At 61.9% G+C, this 21239-nt stretch carries 21 protein-coding genes; 8 read left to right on the top strand and 13 right to left on the bottom strand.

Annotated elements, in window-relative coordinates:
• The first annotated feature begins 275 nt into the window (after positions 1 to 275).
• Together dnaA and GGD57_RS08325 are read left to right on the top strand one after the other, a co-directional pair.
• Positions 276 to 1826 (top strand): chromosomal replication initiator protein DnaA, encoded by a 1551-nt coding sequence (gene dnaA / locus GGD57_RS08330; RefSeq protein WP_184469150.1) that lies wholly within the window; start codon positions 276 to 278, stop codon positions 1824 to 1826.
• 171 nt (positions 1827 to 1997) lie between these two features.
• Positions 1998 to 3080 (top strand): saccharopine dehydrogenase family protein, encoded by a 1083-nt coding sequence (locus tag GGD57_RS08325; protein WP_184468640.1) that lies wholly within the window; start codon positions 1998 to 2000, stop codon positions 3078 to 3080.
• Positions 3081 to 3147: 67 nt separating this feature from the next.
• Here GGD57_RS08325 and hemW read toward each other — a convergent pair whose 3' ends face one another.
• The 4 genes from hemW to rph are packed head-to-tail and all read right to left on the bottom strand — an operon-like array spanning position 3148 to position 6146.
• Positions 3148 to 4350 (bottom strand): radical SAM family heme chaperone HemW, encoded by a 1203-nt coding sequence (hemW, locus tag GGD57_RS08320; RefSeq protein WP_184468638.1) that lies wholly within the window; start codon positions 4348 to 4350, stop codon positions 3148 to 3150.
• 9 nt (positions 4351 to 4359) lie between these two features.
• Entirely contained in the window at positions 4360 to 5004 is a 645-nt protein-coding gene (gene rdgB / locus GGD57_RS08315; RefSeq protein ID WP_184468636.1) for an RdgB/HAM1 family non-canonical purine NTP pyrophosphatase, read from the bottom strand.
• Positions 5005 to 5430 carry a VOC family protein gene (locus GGD57_RS08310; RefSeq protein ID WP_184468634.1) on the bottom strand — a complete coding sequence of 142 codons (426 nt, stop codon included), beginning with the start codon at positions 5428 to 5430 and terminating at the stop codon, positions 5005 to 5007.
• Complete coding sequence (rph, locus tag GGD57_RS08305; RefSeq protein ID WP_085735827.1) at positions 5427 to 6146, bottom strand: ribonuclease PH; 720 nt, start codon at positions 6144 to 6146, stop codon at positions 5427 to 5429. The genes GGD57_RS08310 and rph overlap by 4 nt, the downstream gene beginning before the upstream one ends.
• Before the next feature lie 126 nt (positions 6147 to 6272).
• Here rph and hrcA point away from each other — a divergent pair, with 126 nt between their 5' ends.
• Both hrcA and grpE read left to right on the top strand, forming a co-directional pair.
• A complete protein-coding gene (gene hrcA, locus GGD57_RS08300) occupies positions 6273 to 7361 on the top strand; it encodes a heat-inducible transcriptional repressor HrcA (protein ID WP_097615053.1) in 1089 nt (362 codons plus the stop codon).
• Between the two features lie 142 nt (positions 7362 to 7503).
• Positions 7504 to 8136, top strand: coding sequence for a nucleotide exchange factor GrpE (grpE, locus tag GGD57_RS08295; RefSeq protein WP_184468632.1), 633 nt, complete (start codon positions 7504 to 7506; stop codon positions 8134 to 8136).
• A 40-nt stretch (positions 8137 to 8176) separates the two neighbouring features.
• On the opposite strand, the gene GGD57_RS08290 is transcribed toward grpE, so the two are convergent.
• Complete coding sequence (locus tag GGD57_RS08290) at positions 8177 to 9121, bottom strand: nucleoside hydrolase (protein WP_184468630.1); 945 nt, start codon at positions 9119 to 9121, stop codon at positions 8177 to 8179.
• 310 nt (positions 9122 to 9431) lie between these two features.
• Here GGD57_RS08290 and GGD57_RS08285 point away from each other — a divergent pair, with 310 nt between their 5' ends.
• From GGD57_RS08285 to GGD57_RS08270, 4 genes are all read left to right on the top strand, one after another.
• On the top strand, positions 9432 to 9857 hold the full coding sequence (locus tag GGD57_RS08285; protein WP_003583826.1) for an Hsp20 family protein: 426 nt from the start codon (positions 9432 to 9434) through the stop codon (positions 9855 to 9857).
• A gap of 47 nt (positions 9858 to 9904) precedes the next feature.
• Positions 9905 to 10162 (top strand): DUF1150 family protein, encoded by a 258-nt coding sequence (locus GGD57_RS08280; protein ID WP_003570822.1) that lies wholly within the window; start codon positions 9905 to 9907, stop codon positions 10160 to 10162.
• Between the two features lie 583 nt (positions 10163 to 10745).
• On the top strand, positions 10746 to 11003 hold the full coding sequence (locus tag GGD57_RS08275; protein ID WP_184468628.1) for a hypothetical protein: 258 nt from the start codon (positions 10746 to 10748) through the stop codon (positions 11001 to 11003).
• 163 nt (positions 11004 to 11166) lie between these two features.
• On the top strand, positions 11167 to 12450 hold the full coding sequence (locus tag GGD57_RS08270; RefSeq protein ID WP_184468626.1) for a DUF2254 domain-containing protein: 1284 nt from the start codon (positions 11167 to 11169) through the stop codon (positions 12448 to 12450).
• A 20-nt stretch (positions 12451 to 12470) separates the two neighbouring features.
• On the opposite strand, the gene trmB is transcribed toward GGD57_RS08270, so the two are convergent.
• The 8 genes from trmB to miaB form a co-directional block, all read right to left on the bottom strand.
• Positions 12471 to 13172 (bottom strand): tRNA (guanine(46)-N(7))-methyltransferase TrmB, encoded by a 702-nt coding sequence (gene trmB / locus GGD57_RS08265; RefSeq protein ID WP_184468624.1) that lies wholly within the window; start codon positions 13170 to 13172, stop codon positions 12471 to 12473.
• A 7-nt stretch (positions 13173 to 13179) separates the two neighbouring features.
• Entirely contained in the window at positions 13180 to 14418 is a 1239-nt protein-coding gene (metK, locus tag GGD57_RS08260) for a methionine adenosyltransferase (protein ID WP_184468622.1), read from the bottom strand.
• Positions 14419 to 14595: 177 nt separating this feature from the next.
• Positions 14596 to 15015, bottom strand: coding sequence for a helix-turn-helix domain-containing protein (locus tag GGD57_RS08255; protein WP_097615058.1), 420 nt, complete (start codon positions 15013 to 15015; stop codon positions 14596 to 14598).
• Positions 15016 to 15165: 150 nt separating this feature from the next.
• Positions 15166 to 16770, bottom strand: a complete 1605-nt coding sequence (lnt, locus tag GGD57_RS08250) for an apolipoprotein N-acyltransferase (protein WP_184468620.1) — start codon at positions 16768 to 16770, stop codon at positions 15166 to 15168.
• Between the two features lie 121 nt (positions 16771 to 16891).
• Positions 16892 to 18037 carry a hemolysin family protein gene (locus tag GGD57_RS08245; RefSeq protein WP_184468618.1) on the bottom strand — a complete coding sequence of 382 codons (1146 nt, stop codon included), beginning with the start codon at positions 18035 to 18037 and terminating at the stop codon, positions 16892 to 16894.
• Positions 18034 to 18549: an rRNA maturation RNase YbeY gene (gene ybeY / locus GGD57_RS08240; RefSeq protein WP_085735843.1), complete on the bottom strand. Its 516-nt coding sequence runs from the start codon at positions 18547 to 18549 to the stop codon at positions 18034 to 18036. Before ybeY ends, GGD57_RS08245 begins: the two co-directional genes overlap by 4 nt.
• Entirely contained in the window at positions 18549 to 19595 is a 1047-nt protein-coding gene (locus GGD57_RS08235) for a PhoH family protein (RefSeq protein ID WP_184468616.1), read from the bottom strand. Before GGD57_RS08235 ends, ybeY begins: the two co-directional genes overlap by 1 nt.
• An 18-nt stretch (positions 19596 to 19613) precedes the next feature.
• Positions 19614 to 21023 (bottom strand): tRNA (N6-isopentenyl adenosine(37)-C2)-methylthiotransferase MiaB, encoded by a 1410-nt coding sequence (gene miaB / locus GGD57_RS08230; RefSeq protein ID WP_184468614.1) that lies wholly within the window; start codon positions 21021 to 21023, stop codon positions 19614 to 19616.
• Between the last annotated feature and the right edge of the window lie 216 nt (positions 21024 to 21239).

The raw sequence follows: 21239 nt of genomic DNA, 5'->3' as shown, positions 1-21239 counted from the left end.
TTTAAGGCGAGGCCGCCGGAGAAGGTTAAAGTGATATTGCGTTCGGGCTGGTCGGCCGAAAACGAGGATTGACCGCCAGCCTGGCACGGAACGCCGATGAAGGCGCCGCATGATTGCGGTCCCTGCAACGGAATTTTGTGCCGGTCCCCTAGGGGGCAGTGTTTGAGTGAACCGGCAGGTGAGCGGCTCATGAGGATCCGCCAGCCCGCCAAAGCGGGGAATAATCGGGCGGCTGTTTTAGCGGAGGTCGCCCGGTGGAATTGAAAGGCGGCATTATGCAGATGAATACGATGACGACGGGCGGGCTCGACAACGGGGATGTGGCACCGCAGGCGTTTGGCTCCATTCGCCTCGAAGTGGGAGAAGAAAAGGCGGAAATGAAGCACGGCATCTTGTTTGAGCGCGTCAGCGCGCGCTTGAAGGCCCAGGTCGGTCCTGACGTCTATGCCAGCTGGTTTGCCAGGCTGAAGCTGCATTCGGTATCGAAGAGCGTGGTTCGCCTTTCGGTTCCCACGACCTTCCTGAAGTCGTGGATCAACAATCGTTATCTCGATCTCATCACCGGTCTGTTCCAGGCCGAGGATCCGGAAATTCTGAAGATCGAAGTCCTGGTGCGCACGGCAACGCGCAGCGGCTCGAAGGCGCTCGACGAGGTGGTTCAGCCCGAGCCGGTCGCTGCCCCCCAGGCGCGCCGTCCCGCAAGCGCCCAGCCGGCCGGTCAGGCCGTCCAGCAGGCCGTGTCGGCCGTTGCTGCGGCAAGGCCCGCAAGCTTCGGTTCGCCGCTCTTCGGTTCGCCGCTCGATAGCCGCTTCACCTTCGACACCTTCGTCGAAGGCAGCTCGAACCGCGTCGCGCTGGCCGCGGCCAAGACGATCGCCGAAGCCGGTTCCGGCGCCGTGCGCTTCAACCCGCTCTTCATCCATTCGACGGTCGGTCTCGGCAAGACCCACCTGCTGCAGGCAATCGCCAATGCGGCGGTGCAGAACCCGCGGGCTCTGCGCGTCGTCTATCTGACGGCCGAATATTTCATGTGGCGCTTCGCCACCGCCATCCGCGACAATGACGCGCTGACGCTGAAGGATTCGCTGCGCAACATCGATCTGCTGATCATCGACGACATGCAGTTCCTGCAGGGCAAGATGATCCAGCATGAATTCTGCCATCTGCTCAACATGCTGCTCGACAGCGCCAAGCAGGTGGTCGTCGCCGCCGACCGCGCGCCGTGGGAGCTGGAATCGCTCGATCCCCGCGTCCGCTCGCGCCTGCAGGGCGGCGTTGCGATCGAACTCGACGCGCCGGATTATGAAATGCGCCTGGAAATCCTCAAGCGGCGCCTTGCAGCGGCCCGGCTTGAAGATCCGTCGCTCGAAATTCCGGCCGACCTGCTTCAGCACGTCGCCCGCAACATCACGGCCAGCGGCCGCGAACTCGAAGGCGCCTTCAACCAGCTGATCTTCCGCCGCTCTTTCGAACCGAACCTGTCGATCGAGCGCGTCGACGAACTGCTCGCCCATCTCGTCGGCTCCGGCGAACCGCGCCGGGTGCGCATCGAGGACATCCAGCGCATCGTCGCCAGGCACTACAACGTCTCGCGCCAGGAACTGGTCTCGAACCGCCGCACCCGTGTCATCGTCAAGCCGCGCCAGATCGCCATGTATCTGTCGAAGACACTGACGCCGCGCTCCTTCCCGGAGATCGGCCGCCGTTTCGGCGGAAGGGATCACACGACCGTACTGCATGCCGTGCGCAAGATCGAGGAACTGATTTCGGGTGACACCAAGCTTTCGCACGAAGTCGAGCTTCTGAAGCGCCTGATCAACGAATAACCGGCGGTTTTCGGTGTGAATTCGGCGGCCGGAAGCGATTCCGGCCGTTTTGCTTTATAAGCTTTTTATTCTATACCTCCGGCCATCCCATGCCTGCTGCCCAAACCGTGCGGCGGGTTCTGGGCGACATAAGACGAAGAAGCGCCGAAAAGGGCGCATGGGAGGTAATGAATGAGTTTCGAAAAGATCGCCGTTCTCGGCCTGGGCAAGGTCGGACGGCTGGCGGCGACGCTGTTGCATGAAGGCGGTTTCGAGGTGATCGGCGTCGATGCGCAATTACCGCTGAGCGACGTCCCCTTCAAGTGCCGCACCGGCGACATCTCGGATCCCGAAGTGATCGGAGAATTGCTGTCGAGCGTCGAGGCGGTGCTGTCCTGCCTGCCTTATCATCTGAATATCGAATTGGCGCGCGCCGCCCATCTCGCCGGCATTCATTATTTCGATCTGACCGAAGATGTTCCCACGACCAATTTCATCATCGAGCTGTCGAAGACGGCCCGCGGCCTGATGGCGCCGCAATGCGGCCTGGCGCCAGGTTTCGTTGGCATCGTCGGCGCGAGCCTTGCCGACGGCTTCGATCGCTGCCGTTCGATCCGCATGCGCGTCGGCGCCCTGCCGCAGCATCCGACCGGACTGCTCGGCTATGCCTTCAACTGGTCGCCCGAGGGTGTCGTCAACGAATATCTGAACGATTGCGAGGTCATCGAGGGCGGCGTGCGCAAGCTCGTCTCGCCGATGGAGTGGCACGAGACCGTTTACGTCGGCGGCGTCAAGCTCGAGGCCTTCACGACCTCGGGCGGTCTCGGCACCATGTGCGACACCATGCTCGGCAAGATCGACAATCTCGACTACAAGACCATGCGTTATCCCGGCCATATGGAGCTGATGAATTTCTTCTTCCATGAGCTGTTGATGCGCGACAAGCGCAAGCTCGCCGGCGAGATCCTCACCAATGCCAAGCCCCTCGTCGAAGACGATGTCGTCTATGTCCATGTCGCCGCCGAGGGCACGGAGAACGGCAGCCTGCGCCGCAAGGAGTTCGTGCGCGCCTATTATCCGATCGAGATTGCCGGGGCGCGCCGCACGGCGATCGCCTGGACGACCTCGGCCTCCGTCGTCGCCGTCATCGAAATGGTCCGCGACGGCCTGCTGCCGGCGACCGGGTTCCTGCACCAGGAGCATATTCCGCTGGACATGTTCCTGAAGACGCCGACCGGCAGCCTGTTCAAGGCGGGCGCCACCAGCCACGGCTGAGAAATGCTTTCCGGCGCGGACAGCGACATCGCTGCCGCGCCGGGATGATCGACCCGTTGTCCTGAGGTCAGCAGGCGAGATCGGCGACGACGGAATCGAGGATCAGCATGCCGGAGGGCGTGCAGCGCAGGCGTGAATTGCCGATCCGCTCGATGAATTTGTGTTCGAGCAGGAATTCCTCGCGTTTTGGGTCGAGATCGCGGCCGGAAAGCTGCTGCCAGCGGGCAAGGTCGACACCTTCGCGGAGCCGCAATCCCATCAGCAGCAATTCGTCGGACTGTTCCTCGTAGCCGAGCCGTTCCTCGTCGAGAATGCCGTGGCCGTCGCGCTCGACCATCTCGAGCCAGGCTTCCGGCTTGCGCTCGGTCGCCGTTGCGATCTTTTCGGGGCCGCGCGTCAGACGTCCATGCGCGCCGGGGCCGATGCCGGCATAATCGCCGTAACGCCAATAGGTCAGGTTATGCCGGCTTTCCGCACCCGGCCGGGCGTGGTTGGAGACCTCATAGGCGGGCATGCCTTCGCGCGCGGTGATCTCCTGCGTCGCCTCATAGAGCACCGCCGATTGCTCGCCATCCGGCACGATCAGTTTACCGGCCTTGTGCAGGCCGTAAAAGGGCGTGCCTTCCTCGATGGTCAGCTGATAGAGGGAGAGGTGGTCGACCGCATAGGAGATCGCTTCCTTGAGTTCCTTTTCCCACTGTTCGACCGTCTGTTCCGGCCGGGCGTAGATCAGGTCGAAGGACATGCGCGGAAAAATGTCGCGCGCCAGCCGGATCGCCTTCAGCGCATCGGCGACATCATGCAGCCGGCCGAGGAATTTCAGATCCCGGTCGTTCAACGCCTGCACGCCGAGCGAGACGCGGTTGACGCCGGCCGTCCGGTAGCCGCGGAAGCGGTCTGCCTCGACGCTTGAAGGGTTGGCTTCCATGGTGATCTCGATACCGGCGGGCACATGCCAGTTCCGGGCAATGCCGTCGAGAATGGCCGAGACCGTTTCCGGCTTCATCAGCGAGGGCGTGCCGCCGCCGAGGAAGATGCTGGTGACCGTCTTCGGCCCGCTGATGGCCCGGACAGCAGCCATCTCTCTCAGGAAGGCTGCTGTGAAGCGCTCCTGATCCACCGGCTGATGGCGGACATGGCTGTTGAAGTCGCAATAGGGACACTTCGCCGCGCAGAAGGGCCAATGCACATAGACGCCGAAACCGGGCTCGCCGGTATCGGGCAGCAGCGCCGCATCGCGCAAGGAGCCTGGCGTGTCGAAATTGTCCACGTGGTGACCTTATGCCTCCAGGCAGGTTTCGACAAAGAGTTTGAAGGCGCGGGCCCGGTGCGACAGCGCTTGCGGCTTGCCGACGTTCCAGCCGTGTTTTTCCTCGCCGCTCATCTCGCCGAAAGTGACGCCGTACCCCTCGGGCTGGAAGACCGGATCGTAACCGAAGCCCTGCGTGCCGCGCGGCGGCCAGACGACATTGCCTTCCACCTCGCCGCGGAAGAGCTCGGTGTGCCCGTCCGGCCAGGCAAGGCAGAGCACGCTGACGAAACGCGCCCTGCGCTCTTCCGGCCTGGTCGCACCAGCGTCCTGCAGCGCCTTTTCCACCTTCGCCATTGCCATGTCGAAATCGCGCGTGCCGTCTGAGGTTTCCGCCCAATTGGCGGTGTAGACGCCGGGATCGCCGCCGAGCGCGTCGACCACCAGCCCGGAATCGTCCGAAAGCGCCGGCATGCCGGCGGCATTGGCGGAAGCCACCGCCTTGATCGTCGCATTCTCCTCGAAGCTCGTGCCGGTTTCGTCGGGCTCGACGAAATTCAGCTCGGCCGCCGATTTGGCGGTGAAGCCGAGCGGCCCGATCAATTCCTGGATCTCGCGGATCTTGCCGGCATTATGGCTGGCGACGACGATGGTCTTCGTTTCAAGCTTGCGCATTCAGATATCCTGTTCGATGCCCCAGATTTTAGCCTCCGCGCATTCCAGGCTGTTGCCGGCGGGATCGCGGAAATAGATCGAGCGGCCGCCATTTGGCCAATGCACCTCGGATTCGATCGCCACGCCGGCCGCTTTCAGCCGTTCGGCCATCGCATCGATATTGCCGCCTGATACCCGGAAGCAGGCATGGCCCGCCCCGGTCGTGCCGTGCGGCGGCACCTGCAGCGCGTCGTGCGCCGGCGGCTTGATCGTTTCCTCGGGATTGAAGATCAGCAGCACGCCGGGCCCGCAGCGAAAGAAGACATGCCGGCTGCCGGCGCGGGCGATCTTTTCAAGCCCGAGAACCTCTTCGTAGAAGAGCTCGGCCCGGTCGAGATCGCTCGCATAGAGCGCCGTCTCCAGCATGCCTTCCAGCATGGGGTTCATCCCGCGATCGCCTGCTTCTGCAGGGCGACGAGTTCGCCGATGCCGTTCTTGGCAAGACCCATCAGCGAGCTGAATTCCTCTTCGGTAAAGGGCGTGCCTTCGGCCGTGCCCTGGATTTCGACGATACCGCCGGCGCCGGTCATCACGAAGTTGGCGTCGGTCTCGGCCGAGGAATCCTCGAGATAATCGAGATCGATCACCGGCTGGCTGGCGAAAACGCCGCAGGAGATGGCGGCGACATGATCCTTCAGGACCCGGTCGACCTTGATCATGTTGCGGCTTTCCATCCATTTCAGGCAGTCGTAAAGCGCGATCCAGCCGCCGGTGATCGAGGCTGTGCGCGTGCCGCCATCGGCCTGGATGACATCGCAATCAAGGGTGATCTGGCGTTCGCCGAGCGCCTGCAGGTCGACGACGGCGCGCAGCGACCGGCCGATCAGCCGCTGGATTTCCTGGGTGCGGCCGCCCTGCTTGCCGGCGGCGGCCTCGCGCTTCATGCGCTCGCCGGTCGCCCGCGGCAGCATGCCGTATTCGGCCGTGACCCAGCCCTTGCCGGTATTGCGCAGCCATGGCGGCGTCTTTTCTTCGAGGCTGGCGGTGCAGAGCACATGCGTATCGCCGAATTTCACCAGGCAGGAGCCTTCCGCATGCTTGGAAAAATTGCGCTCGAACGAGACCTTACGCATCTGGTCGATTTTTCTGCCTGAAGGCCGCATTCTCATCTCCTGGGGTTTGTTGACCGCTTCTACGATTGGCGGCGCCCATTTGCAAATTCCCTTTTGCCACGGGTGTCAGTTTGACTTAACTTTGGGAAGGATCATCAGCGCGAGTTTACAAGTTTCATGGGCATCAGGTCGACGTCGGTTTCGGATGCCGTTGCTGCGCTCGACGAGCGCTCCCGGGAAATTTTTCGTCGCATCGTCGAAGGATATCTGGAGAGCGGCGAGCCGCTCGGTTCGCGCAATCTGTCCCGCCTGCTGCCGATGTCGTTGTCGCCGGCCTCCGTGCGCAACGTCATGAGCGATCTCGAAGATCTCGGCCTGATCTATTCGCCGCATACCAGCGCCGGCCGGCTGCCGACCCAGATCGGCCTGCGCTTCTTCGTCGATGCCTTCATGCAGGTCGGCGACCTCTCCCCCGAGGACCGCGCCAATATCGATCGGCAGGTGCGAGGCGAAAGCGGCGGCAATCCGGTGGAATCGATGATGAACGAGGCAAGCCGCATGCTGTCGGGCATCTCGCGCGGCGCCGGCCTGGTCATCACCTCGAAAAGCGATCCGGTGCTCAAACATGTCGAGTTCATCCGGCTCGAACCGACCAAGGCGCTGGCGGTGCTCGTCGGCGATCACGACCAGGTGGAAAACCGCATCATCGAGCTGCCGGCGGGCGTCACCTCCTCGCAGCTGGCGGAGGCAGCGAATTTTCTCAATGCCCATATGTCCGGCCAGACCCTGCCGGAGCTGCGCAAACAATTGAGCCAGCTGAAGGACAATGTCCGTCACGAGCTCGATGCCCTGTCGCGTGATCTCGTTGAGCGCGGCATCGCCGTCTGGGCCGGCAGCCCGGACGAGGGCAAGCCCACGCAGCTCATCATTCGCGGCCGCGCCAACCTGCTCGAAGGCCTCGCCGGCGCCGAGGATCTCGACCGGCTGCGCCTGCTGTTCGACGATCTCGAAAAGAAAGACAGCCTCATCGAGATCCTCAATCTCGCCGAAACCGGTTCGGGTGTGCGCATCTTCATCGGTTCGGAAAACAAGTTGTTTTCGCTGTCCGGCTCGTCGCTGATCGTCGCGCCCTATCGTGACGAGGACGATCGCATCGTCGGCGCCGTCGGCGTCATCGGCCCGACACGGCTCAATTATTCCCGCATCGTGCCGATGGTGGACTACACCGCCCAGCTCGTCTCCCGGCTTTCGCGCCATCCGCTTTGAGGCCGCAGCCTCCCTTGCGCGTCCGAAAAGACGGGCGGCGCCGTAGAGGCGCGGAATTTTCGCTTCTTTGTCACGCAGACTTGATTTTTTTCGGTCAAACCTCGATATCGGGCGCATCTGAAGACACCAACCGGAGACCGTCATGACCGATGACACGACGAAAAACGGACCTGACGCAACTGCGGCCGATGCCGCAGCCGACGCTGCCGCCTACGTCGAGAATGATATTGCGCAGCCAGAAGCCGCCCAGCCGGACCCGCTCGAGCTTCTGAAGGCCGAAAACGGCGATTTGCGCGACCGCTATCTGCGCCTTGCTGCCGAGATGGACAATCTGCGCCGGCGCACCGAGCGCGAGGTGAAGGATGCCAAGTCCTATTCCGTCGCGGGTTTCGCGCGCGACATGCTTGCCGTCTCCGACAATCTGCGCCGCGCGCTCGATGCCATCTCTCCGGAGACCAAGGCCGCGGCCGATGCCGGCCTGACCACGCTGATCGAGGGTGTGGAGATGACCGAGCGCGCCATGCTGTCGGCGCTCGAACGCCATGGCGTTCGCAAGCTGGAGCCGGTCGGCCAGAAGTTCGACCCGAATTTCCATCAGGCGATGTTCGAGGTTCCCAATCCCGACGTGCCGAACAATACCGTCGTCCAGGTCGTGCAGGCCGGTTTCACCATCGGCGAGCGCGTGCTGCGCCCGGCCATGGTCGGTGTCGCCAAGGGTGGCCCGAAGCCGGCCGAAGCCGAAACCAATTCCGTCTTCGACGAGAAAGACGCCTGAGACCGCTTTCCTTCTTGCTTGAAGAAGGAAAGCGAAAAAATCAGATGCGGGCGAAGCGTTCGATCAGAAGATCGAAGAAGCCGTCCGCATCGACATCGCGCATCACCCTGGCATTGCGCTTGCGCTCGGTGACATGCCACCAGTCGACGACGGTCATGCCGACGGTGAGTTCGGAGCGGACCTCGATCTCGACATTGCAGTCCCGGCCCTGGAAGAGCTCCGGCTTCAGCAGATAGGCGATCACGGTGGGGTCGTGCAGCGGCCCGCCGTCCGAGCCGTATTTTTCGATATCGAAGCGCTCGAAAAATTCCAGCATCTCGACCATCGCCTTGGCCGGCGCCGTGCCGATCTCGGCCATGCGCTTCACCCGGTCCTTGCGGGTCAGCAATTTGTGCGTCACGTCAAGCGGCATCATCACGATCGGCACGCCTGAGCGAAAGACGATATCGGCTGCCTCGGGGTCGACATAGATGTTGAATTCGGCCGCCGGCGTGATGTTGCCGCCCTCGAAGAAGCCGCCGCCCATCATCACCAGTTCTCGGATGCGCGGAGCGATGTCGGGCGCCTTCTGCAAGGCCAGGCCGATATTGGTGAGCGGCCCGAGCGTGCAGAGCGTCACCGTACCCTCAGGTTCGCGGCGCAGCGTCTCGATGATGAAATCGACCGAATGGCCGGGCTGGAGCGCCATCGTCGGCTCGGCGAGATCAGGGCCGTCGAGGCCGGTCTTGCCGTGCACATGTTCGGCGGTCACCAGCTTGCGGGCGATCGGCGCGTCGGCGCCGGCGAAGACTTTCGTCTCCGTCCGGCCGCAGAGCTCGCAGACGATGCGCGCATTGCGGCTGGTGAACGACAGCGGCACGTTGCCGGCGACCGTGGTGATCCCCAGCACATCGAGCTCGTCGGGGCTGCCGAAGGCAAGCATGATGGCGGCCGCGTCGTCCTGGCCGGGATCCGTATCGATGATGATCTTTCTTGCGTTTGCCATTGCGATCGTCCCGTCCTCGCCATGCCTGTTGCTGCGGCATGCACCACTTCTTCACTTCCCGTCACAAATCAGCACATTTCGCGCGGGGCACGTTTTGATGCGAGTCAGCAGACGCTTTGTCAAGCAAGCAGGCGGGCGGCGGCTACCTTAAAATCGAGAGGGCCTAAAATGGCGAGGGCTTAAAATCGGGGAGGCGACGCCGACCGGTCGCCTGCGCCTTGCAGCACCGGGCTGCTCTCCCCATATTAGCGGCATCCGGATGCTGCATTTGAGGTCCGGGATGGTCGCTTGCATCAAGGACTTGAAAGAGATGAGCCGCATTACCCCTTTCGCCAGCCCGCTGCTTCTGGGCTTCGATGCTATGGAAAAGACGCTGGAGCGCATTTCCAAGGCAAGCGACGGATATCCGCCCTATAATATCGAACGCATCGGCGCCGATAGCGGCGCGCCCGAACGTCTGCGCATCACCCTTGCGGTCGCCGGTTTCAGCGAGGAGGAACTCGATGTCTCGATCGAAGAGAACCAGCTTCTGATCCGCGGCCGCCAGGTGGAGCAGGGTGAACGCGATTATCTCTATCGCGGCATTGCCGCCCGCCAGTTCCAGCGTACCTTCGTTCTTGCCGATGGCATGCAGGTGCTCGGAGCCGGTCTGAAGAACGGTCTGCTCTCCGTCGATCTAATTCGTCCGGAACCCGCGCGCATGGTCAAGAAAATTAACATTTCGGTCTCACAGTAGCACAACGGTTTGTCGAACCGTTGGTCCCTTCTTCCGGAGGAACAGGAATGTTGATGAAAGAAGCCACGTCTCACTTGACCAAATCCGAGCTTGCCCACATCGGCAGCGGCGAGGTCGCCTATATCAGAAAAATGCGGACCGAAGAGGTCGCCAAGTGTTTTCCGGAGGCGCCGGATATCGATCCGAACGTCGATCTCTGGGCACTTTTCGGCGCCGACGGCACGCCGATCCTCTTGACGGACAACCGCTCCAGCACCTTCTTCAAGGCTGCCGAGGACGAACTGAAGACGGTCAGTCTGCACTGACCGTCAAATAGCGTCTGGTGCGTTCCACCGCTCTTGCGGTGCGTGATCCCTGTATTTCGGTTTTGCCGTCTCGGGCTCATCCGCGAGATATGCGCGTAGCCTGATTTCGACATTTTGCCTCGCCATGCCAAAGAGCACGCGTGCATCGAACGCGAGCAAAATGGGCGCAGGACTATTTGATCGAAGGCGTCGCCGGGGCTGGCAAGACCTCCCGCGCGAGAGCTACGGCAACTCTTTGCCGGAAGCGGCCATCGGGACAAGCACAAATATCAAGTCAAAACCGATCGAACGGGGACGCAATCCTGCCCTCCGCGGAAGGCGCAGTATGCGCCAGTCCCACAAGTGCCGCGGGGCGGTGTGTCATACAGTAATATACGTCCGTTCCGTTGTCGTTTGATGCATACTTCTTCGATCCTGATCGGTCGGTCGGGATGCAGGGAGGGGCAAATTGGTGAAACGAGATCTTTGACGGGGGTCCGCACCGCAGCGATGCTCGCGCCTATGATCGTGTCTTGCTTCTGTCCCACCTGAAACCAGGAACCTTCCGAGAAGCGACTCGGAGGATGTTCGGAGGAGTCAGGCAATGATCGGATTGAAACCTCTGTTTACCGCTCTGCTGGCGACGATGTTTCTCGCAACTCTGCCGGATCTATCGTGGAGCACAGAACAGGCACAACAACGGCGTGCCGGGCGTGACGTCAAACAAGACACGCGACAAGGCGCACGCAGCACAAAACAGGCTTGTCGCGCCGCCAACAACAAGAGCAATGCCGCATGCCGGCAGGACAAGCGTCAAACCAAGCAAAGCGGTCGCCAGACCGCGCGTGACCTCAAATACTGAACGATAGTCCTTTGAGTTAGGCACGAGAACGGCCGGTATTCAGGATTGGGATTGCGCCGTTCACGCTCATCAAGATCAAGCTGCGTCGCCTCGCCGCCGGATGCGAGACGGCGCGGCATCTTACGACGGCTGAGTGCGCCGATCATATATCGAGGGAACTGAAATGGGGTGGAACCGGCTCTATAGCCTGAAGAGCTACGTCAAGTCGTCGCTGTGGCTCGTACCGTTCCTCGCCTTGCTCCTCTACATTCTGGCAATTCGCATGGTGTACTTATTTGACCGGTGGCTGATCTGGATCGAGCCTTGGCCGTGGGGAGTGGCCGGTTCCCAAAGGCTGCTCGAGACGATCATTACGATGACGCTGACATTCGTCGTCTTTACCTTCGGCTCTCTGCTGGTTGCAATCCAGATCGCAGGCGGTCAACTGACGCCTCGTATCATTGCGACGACGTTGCTGCGCGATAACGCCATCCGTTTCACGGTAGGGCTTTTCATTTTCACCCTGTTATTTGCGACGGGCGCTTTGGCAAGGCTCGAAACCGATGTTCGCCACGCCGTCGTCGGGATCGCGGGTTTCCTGGGTTTTCTGTCCATCGCCGCTTTCCTCTATTTGATCGATTATGCCGCCCGATTGCTGCGGCCTGTGAGCATCATCGCGCGTGTCAGCGAGGAGGGCCGCGCCGCCATCGAGGACGTCTACCCCGCAATGGCCACAGACGAAACCGATGCCGCCCCCGCCAAGCTTAGACCAGACAAAAAGCCGGATAAAGTCATCGTCTACCAGGGGCGGCCTGCCATCATCGTGGCCGTCAATAAACGCGCCCTGCTGATGCAGGCCGAGAAAACGCAGTCCGTCGTCGAGCTGGTGCCGCGGATCGGCGATTTCGTCGCCTCCGGTGAGCCGCTTTTTCGGCTGTATGGCACGCTGCTGCCGGAAGAAGACGTCCTGAAAAAGATGATCGCTTTCGGGCCTGAACGTACCCTCGAACAAGACGCAACCTTTGCCTTCAGGATCATTGTGGATATCGCGATCAAGGCGCTTTCCAAGGCGATAAACGATCCGACGACTGCGGTGCTTGCGATTGACCAATTGCAACGTTTGTTGTGTTTCGTCGGGAAACGCAGCCTGCGCGGAGAGGCGATCTTCAACTCATCCGGAGAATTGCGGGTCATCTGCAGAACGCCGAACTGGGACGATTTCGTCAAATTGACCTTCAGCGAAATCAGGCTTTACGGCACTGAAAACTTTCAGATCGCCCGCCGCTTGCGGGCCGTGCTGGAATACGGACTGCAGGTATTGCCCGAGTTCCGGCGACCCGCTCTTGAAATGGAGATGGCGCTGCTGGATCGGCGGCTCGCCGAGACCTACGACTTTCCGGAGGATCTGGAACTCGCCAAAATGGCTGATACACAAGGCCTGGGCGGGTCAAAATCTCCCAATGCATAATTCGGAACCGTGACCGGGGGTCAGATCTTCCGGAATGTCAGATAGGCCGAAGACCGGCCCTCGCGCCGTGCCTTGGCCTCGTAGCGCGTGCTCGGCCAGCCCTCATAGGGCGTCAGCCAGTCGGCCGCATTGTCGGCCATCCAGTCGAAGCCGCCATGGTCGCGGCATTTGATGAGCGTCCAGTTCACATAGGTGTCGATATCGGAGGCGAAGCAGAACAGGCCGCCGGGCTTCAGCACGCGATGAAAGCGGTCGAGATTGGTCTTGGAGACGAAGCGGCGTTTCCAGTGCTTCCGCTTCGGCCAGGGATCGGGATAGAGCAGATCGATCTGATCGAGGGAAGCGTCCGGCAGCCAGTCGAGCAGTTGCGTCGCGTCGTCATTATAGACGCGGATATTGGAGGCGCCGGTCTCGCCGATGCGCGACAGCAGCTTCTGCATGGAATTGACGAAGGGCTCGACGCCGATGAAGCCGGTCGACGCTGTTTCCAGCGCCCGGTGGATCAGGTGTTCGCCGCCGCCGAAACCGATTTCCAGCCGCAATCTCTGGGGTGGAACCGGGAAGAGGGAGGTCAGCGGCTCCGGGGGAGCCGCCGAGAGATCGATCAGGAATGCCGGCAGCAGACTGTTCAGCGTCTCGGCCTGCTGTTCGCGCAGGGCTTTGCCCTTGCGGCGACCGAAAAAGGCTTCGGTCGCCCGGCCGCGGCGTTCCATATCCGTCATGCTGATCTCAGGCCTTCACGCTTTCCTTGAGCGCCTTCACGAGGTCCGTGCGCTCCCAGGAGAACGAGCCGTCGCGGCCGGCCTTGCGGCCGAAATGGCCGTAGGCCGAGGTCTTGGCGTAGATCGGCTTGTTGAGGTCGAGATGGCGGCGGATGCCGGTCGGCGAAAGATCCATGTTCTTGCGGATCGCGGCCTCGATCTGATCCTCGCTGACCTTGCCGGTGCCGTGCAGGTCGACATAGATCGACAGCGGCTGGGCGACGCCGATCGCGTAGGAGATCTGGATCGTGCAGCGGTCGGCAAGGCCGGCGGCAACGACGTTCTTGGCAAGGTAGCGAGCGGCATAGGCGGCCGAACGGTCGACCTTCGTCGTGTCCTTGCCGGAGAATGCGCCGCCACCATGCGGAGCCGCACCGCCGTAGGTGTCGACGATGATCTTGCGGCCGGTCAGGCCCGCATCGCCGTCCGGTCCGCCGATGACGAACTTGCCGGTCGGGTTGATGTACCACTTGCAATCGTCGGCGATCTTCAGTTCGCCGAGCGCTTCACGGATATAGGGCTCGACGACGGCGCGGACCTTCTTGGAATCCCAGCTCTCGTCGAGATGCTGGGTCGACAGCACGATCGAGGTCGCTTCCGACGGCTTGCCGTCGACGTAACGCACGGTCACCTGGCTCTTGGCGTCGGGGCCGAGCTTGGCGACTTCGCCGTCGCCCTTCTTGCGGGCGGCTGCGAGCAGCTGCAGGATCTTGTGGGAATAATAGATCGGCGCCGGCATCAGGTCCGGCGTTTCCTTGCAGGCGTAACCGAACATGATGCCCTGGTCGCCGGCGCCTTCGTCACCCTGCTGGTCGGCGGCGCTGTCGACGCCCTGGGCGATGTCGGCCGACTGCGAATGCAGCAGCACGTCGATCTTGGCCTTCTTCCAGTGGAAGCCGTCCTGCTCGTAGCCGATATCCTTGATGGCGCGGCGCGCTGCGGCCTTGAACTTCGACGGATTGATGACGTCGTTGCCGTCCTTGTCCTTCTTCATCAGGCTCGGCGGCAGACGGACTTCGCCGGCGATGACGACGCGGTTGGTCGTTGCCAGCGTTTCGCAGGCAATGCGCACGCCCCACGGATTGACGCCGGTCTTGGCCGCTTCGCGGTAGACCAGATCGACGATCTCGTCGGAGATGCGGTCACAGACCTTGTCCGGATGACCTTCGGCAACAGATTCGCTGGTAAAGAGATAGTTCGCGCGCATTCCGGGATTCCCCTCAAAGAATAAAAGCTAGCTAGTAGGTACTCAGTTCGCGGCCTGATGACAAGCGCAGAAGGACATAAATATATCTTTATATCTGCGGCAAAGTGACAAATTTTGCCCTAAAAACGCAAAAAAGGCGGCCTTTCGACCGCCTTTCGAATTCTGCGATGGGGTGGTTCAGTCGGCGTCGGCTTCAGCAGCCAGCGCCTTCACCAGTTCCACGACCTTGCGGCGAACCTTCGGATCGGAAATCTTGACGAAGGCGCGGTTGAGCTGCAGGCCTTCCGAGGAAGAGAGGAAATCGACGACGTAATTCGAGCTCGACGCTTCGGCCATGCCGCCGACGGCGCCGGAATGTTCGCCGGGCGCGTCCTCGAAGAAAAAGGAAACCGGAACATTGAGGATGTTCGAGATATTCTGCAGCCGGCTTGCGCCGACGCGGTTGGTGCCTTTTTCGTATTTCTGGATCTGCTGGAAGGTGATGCCGAGGCTCTCGCCGAGTTTTTCCTGGCTCATGCCAAGCATTGTGCGGCGAAGGCGAATGCGGCTGCCAACGTGGATGTCGATCGGGTTAGGCTTCTTTTTGTTTTCAATCATGGTCGTGCCCTAGCTAAGAATTTCAATCTGTTTCTAACCGGCATGCCCCTGATCCATCCCAAACGCCACGTTGCAAGCGGTGAGAACCCACCTGCAATGATACGCTCAGAACGCCGATTGTCATCACTATGCAATTTTAGGGGTTTTTGGTCAATTCAACCCGGAAATAAAACCCCTACGAGAAATTAGCGCAATCAAAATGAGCAGCACCTCGGTCAACCAGAAGTATGTTTGTCGGGGGATTGTCGGTTCGGCTCCTTCGCCGAACCTATCGAGGGTTGCATCGATGAAGCCGGTTTCCTCGAGATCGAGACCCGCGACAATTTCCCCATGCGCGTTCACCAGCGCTGAAATGCCGCTATTGGCATCGCGAATCAGCGGCAGCCCGGTTTCGACAGCCCGGACCCGCGCCTGCTGGAAGTGCTGATAGGGTCCGGGCGTTGCGCCGAACCAGGCATCATTGGTGATATTGAGGATCGCATTGGCGTCTTTGATGTCGCCGGTCATCTCGTCCGGGAAAATGATCTCGTAGCAGATCAGCGGGTAGAGATTGAGCCCGCCGGGCAGCGCCAGCAGGTGCCGGCTTGCCGCCGCCGAAAACCCGCCCGGCACCTCGACGACGTTCTGGATGCCGAATTCGGTGAGCATGTCCTCGAAGGGCAGGTATTCGCCGAAAGGCACCAGATGCACCTTGTCGGAGGCGGCGATGATCTGGCCGCGGCCGTCGATGACGTAGATGGAATTATAGTAGCGCGCAGGCGTGCCGGGTCCCATCTCCTCGGCGCGAACCGCGCCGGCGATCAGGATCTGGTTGTCGTCGAGCGTATCGGCGATCCGCGTCAGCGCATCCTGGTTGTCGGTCAGGATGAAGGGGATCGCGGTTTCCGGCCAGACGATAATATCGGGCTTGCGTCCGCCGTTTTTCGGTGCTTCGGCCGACAGCTTCAGATGCGTCTCGAAGATCGCGCTGCGGTCGGCGTCATTGTCCATCTTCGCCGCCTGGTCGATATCAGGCTGCACGAGCCGCAACACCGGCCGCTTGTCCGCGGCCAAGGCCTCCGGCTGCGGCGCGAGATGCAGGACATAGGCGCCGTAACCGAGATGGGCGGCAAACAGCAGAACGGCGAGCGTAATGCCCAGCCGCGCGCCCTGGCGCGTGCCGATAAGGGCGGGCGCGGAAAAGATGAAGACGGCAAGCGTCGTCACCCCCATCGCCCCGATCACATGCGCCGACTGCATCATCAGCGGAACCGGCATCATGCCGTAGCCGATGGCGTTCCAGGGAAAGCCGGTCAGGATGACGCTGCGAAGCCATTCCATCAGCCCGAAGCCGGCCGCAAGTGCGGCGATCCGTCCCAGGCCGTCGGACCAGAAAATCCGGGCCAGGGCGGTCGCCAGCCCGTAGAAAATCGCAAGACAGGCCGGCAGCCCGAGAATGGCGAGCGGCAGCGCCCAGGCGAATTCCTCCTGATCGACCAGCAGCGCATGGCCGAGCCACCAGAGACCGGCGACGAAATAGCCGAAGCCGAACAGCCAGCCGGTGGCAAATGCCGGCCACAGCCGGCCGGCCAGGCCGCTTTCAGGCGAAGCCGCCGCGCCGTCGATCAGCCAGACGAGCAGGGGGAAGGAGACGAACATTGCCGCGAAAAAGCCGAAGGGCGGCAGCGCCAGCACGGCGAATGCGCCGGCGGCGATGGCCAGCAGCGACCGTTTGAAACCCCAGACCAGGATAACCCTGTCCGCAAGCCGCTCCATGCACACTCCCATCAAACCGCGAATCAACCCGTTCGCAGTCTTTCAAAAAAGCGGCTCTTTGTCCTGTTAATGCATATCGCCCGGAGCATGTGCACCGGCTCCAGGATAACGACAGACAACTTTAGTTGGCGGTCGATTCCGCCGGCCGGTCGTCGCCGGCGTCGGAGCCGGGAGCGATATCGCCATCCGCCTTGGCGCGGCGGCGGATCGCGTGGCGCTTGCGGGTGATGCGCAGCCGCTTGATACGGCGCGGATCGGCGTCGAGAATATGGAATTCGAAGCCCGGCAGCGCCTGGACGACCTCGCCGCGCACCGGGATGCGGCCGAGCGCCGAGAAGATCAGGCCGCCCAGCGTATCGACCTCGTCGACCTGCTCGCTGATGTCGAAATCCGGCCCGATCGCTTCGGCGATTTCCTCCAGTTCGACGCGGGCATCGGCGACGAAGACGTCTTCGGCGACGCGCTTGAACATCACCTCTTCGTCGTCATGTTCGTCGTCGATATCGCCGACCACCATTTCGACGATGTCCTCATGTGAGGCGAGCCCGTCGGTGCCGCCATATTCGTCGATGACCAGCGCCATCTGCGTGCGGTTCACCTGCATGCGGCGCAGCAGGTCGGAGGCCAGCATCGACGGCGGCACGAACAGGATCTTGCGGATGATGCCGGCCTCGGCCAGGGTCTTCTGCAGGTCGACGCGGGCAAGATCGAAATTCGGCTTGGCCGACCGCGTGGTCTTCTGGATGTTCTCGGGCGCAACCTCGATCGCCGGCACGGCAACGGTCGGTTTCGTCGCGCCGCGGCGCTTGTTGCGCGCCTGCTTGGCGACATAGGAGAGCAGGTCGCGGATATGCACCATGCCGCGCGGATCGTCGAGCGTGTCGGCATAGACGGGCATGCGCGAACGGCCGGATTCCTCGAACAGGATCATCAGTTCGCCGATGGTGATGTTCTGGTCGACCGCCTCGATATCGGCGCGCGGCACCATCACGTCGGCGACGCGCACCTCGCGAAAGCGCAGGATATTGTGCAGCATTGCCCGTTCGTCGGGCGAAAAGGCGTCGTCGCCGGCCGCATCGGTCATCAGCGCGTCGGCAAGATCCTCGCGCAGCCGCGAGCCTTGCTGCGGGCGAAGGATGCGCGCGGCGCGCGACCAGAAGGATTGGGATCGGCCGGATGGCCGACTACTACTGCCCGCCTCGTCCGAAGAGGAGGATGGTTCGGAGTCCTTGGCGTCTGCCGCCGGCTTCGTCGTAAAGTCGCTCATGGTTCCATTTTAAGGTCTTGACCCTCGTAGGGATCAGATAGGCCGAGCTGCGCCAAAATGCGAGTCTCCAGCCCCTCCATAATTTCGGCTTCGGCATTATTCATATGGTCGTAACCGAGAAGATGCAAGAAACCGTGCACCAGAAGATGGGTCAGGTGGTCGTCGAAACTCTTTTCGAACTCGTGGGCTTCCCGCTCCACCGTCTCCCGGGCGATGATGATGTCGCCGAGCATCGGACCTGGCATCTTGCCGGGCTGAACCGGAAAGGCCGGAAAGGAGAGCACGTTGGTCGCCTTGTCCTTGCCGCGCCATTCGGCGTTGATGTCCTGGATCGAGGCGTCGTCGGTGAAGACGAGCGAAACCTCGGGCGGCATCGCCGGGAAGGGCTGCTTCTCGCTGTCATGGAGATAGATCACTGCTGCGCCGAGCACACGTTCGCAGAACGACAGCAGCGTTTCCTCGCCCGGCCAGCCGATGTCTTCGACGCTTATCTGGATGTCGAGTTCGGCCATCAGTCCTGCCGGCCGTCCTCAGCTTCGGCATAGGTGGAATCATAGGCCCTGACGATGCGCCCGACCAGCGGATGGCGCACGACGTCGGTATCCTTGAAGCGCACGATCGAGATGCCCTCGACGCCGTTGAGAAGCTGCAGCGCCTCGACGAGGCCCGATTTGACGCCGCGCGGCAGGTCGATCTGGCTCGGGTCGCCGGTGACGATCATCCGGGCGTTTTCGCCGAGACGCGTCAGGAACATCTTCATCTGCATCGATGTCGTGTTCTGCGCTTCGTCGAGGATGATGGCGGCATTGGCAAGCGTGCGTCCGCGCATGAAGGCGAGCGGCGCGATTTCGATGACCCCGGCGGTAATCGCCCGATCGACCTTGTCGGCCGGGATCATGTCGTAGAGCGCGTCATAGAGCGGGCGCAGATAGGGATCGACCTTTTCCTTCATGTCGCCGGGCAGGAAGCCGAGACGCTCGCCGGCTTCGACGGCCGGGCGCGACAGGATGATTTTTTCGACGGCGCCGCGCTCCAGCAGCTGGGCGGCATGGGCGACGGCGAGATAGGTCTTGCCGGTGCCGGCCGGGCCGACGCCGAAGACCAGCTCGGCGCGTTCCAGCGCCCTTATATAGGCGTCCTGGGTCGGCGTGCGGGCGATGATCGTCTTCTTGCGGGTGGAAACCTGCGCCATCGTCAGCTTGGCCTTGCGCTCCATGGTGGGAAGGCTGAGCTGATCGTCGGCGGCGACCGCCATGCGGATTGCGCCTTCGACGTCGGATCGTTCCACGCTGCCGCCTTTCTGAAGCTTTTCATAGAGATAGTCGAGCGTGCGCCGCGCCTGGTTGGTGGTGACGACATCGCCTGTGATGACGACCGAATTGCCCCGTGCCCGCGCATCGATGTTGAGCCGTTCCTCAAGCAGCTTGAGGTTCTGGTCGAACTGACCGAAGAGCTCGCTGGCGAAGCGGTTGTTCTCGAACGTCAGGACGAAGTGATTGGTGTCGCTCGGCGTGCGGGGGTGGCGCGGTGAAGAAGAAACCAATTCTTGTCCGTTCAAGCGGTCGGGCTCCTTGGGTTAAACCGCAGCCTCTGCGCGTTCGGCAAACAGGCTGTTCGTTCCGGTTCCGGTGATTCGCACTTTAATAATGTCACCGATTTGCGATGCTTTTGCATCAACATTCACTGATTGAAGCCAGGGAGAACGTCCGATCAGCTGTTCCGGCATGCGACCGGGCTTTTCGAGCAACAGGTCGATCTCCTTGCCGATGCAGGATTCGGCAAATTCCTGCTGCTGCTTCAGGAGAAGCGCTTGCAGGCGTTCCAGCCGTTCTGCCTTGATCTCTTCCGGCACCTGGTCCTTCAGCTCCGCGCCGGGCGTGCCTGGCCGCGTCGAATATTTGAACGAGAAGGCCTGTGCATAACGGACCTCCTCCACAAGCCGGAGTGTATCCTCAAAATCGGCGTCTGTCTCCCCCGGAAAGCCGGTGATGAAATCGCCGGACAGCGCGATATCGGGCCGCACCGCACGGATGCGCGCAATCAGGCTGAGATATTCGGCCGCCGTGTGACGCCGGTTCATCGCTTTCAGGATGCGGTCCGAGCCCGATTGCACCGGCAGGTGCAGATAGGGCATCAGCGCCCTGAGGTCGCGATGCGCCTCGATCAGCCGGTCGTCCATGTCGCGCGGATGGCTTGTCGTATAGCGCAGCCGCGCCAGGCCGGGGATCTCGGCCAGGCGATAGAGCAGGTCGCCGAGGCTCCACGCCTCGCCGCCGGATCCGGCGCCGTGCCAGGCATTGACGTTCTGCCCGAGCAGGGTGATTTCGCGCACGCCTCCCTCGACGAGCTTTTCGGCTTCCTCGACGATCTGGGAAACCGGCCGCGACACTTCCGAGCCGCGTGTATAGGGCACGACGCAGAAGGTGCAGAACTTGTCGCAGCCCTCCTGCACCGTCAGAAAGGCGGTGACGCCGCGGGCGCGGATCTTGCGGCTTTCGGCGATCGGCAGATGCTCGAACTTGTCCTCGATCGCATATTCCGTATCGACGACGCGCTGGCCCTCTTTGGCCCGGCGCAGCGCCTCCGGCAGCCGGTGATAGGTCTGCGGGCCGATGACGACGTCGACGGCGGGGGCGCGGCGGAGAATCTCCTCGCCTTCGGCCTGGGCGACGCAGCCGGCAACGCCGATCATCATCTCCCGACCGTCCGCCGCCTTCCTCTTTTTCATGTCGCGCAGCCGCCCGAGCGCCGAATAGACCTTCTCGGCCGCCTTCTCTCTGATGTGGCAGGTGTTGAGCAGAACCAGGTCGGCCTCTTCCATATCTTCGGTCGGTTCGTAACCGTCACGGGCGAGCGCATCGCTCATCCGCGTGGAATCGTAGACGTTCATCTGGCAGCCATAGGTCTTGATGAAGACCTTGCGGCTATTGGAGCCGTCGCGGAGCATCTGTTCCGGGGGCTGGAGAAGGGCGCTGTCCTGTGTCATGGCGCGCTATTTAGTGGTTTTTGCCGTCCGAGAAAAGGGACTCTCGGCCTAAAGCGCGTCGCGATCTTTCAGATCCGCTCCTCGCGCTTTAGGTCTTTGTTTTTACGCATGTCGTTCTCGTAAAACCGCTGCACACTTTTGCGCGACATGCTCTAGCAGGCTGTTGAAAAAGAAGCTGGCCTGGAGGCTTTCGCCGTGATTCACTCGCTCGTCGAG

The organism is Rhizobium esperanzae (assembly GCF_014197615.1).
Taxonomy (GTDB): domain Bacteria; phylum Pseudomonadota; class Alphaproteobacteria; order Rhizobiales; family Rhizobiaceae; genus Rhizobium; species Rhizobium esperanzae_A.
The sequence above is the reverse complement of the archived record's forward strand: the minus strand, read 5'-3'. Positions and strand labels throughout refer to the sequence as shown.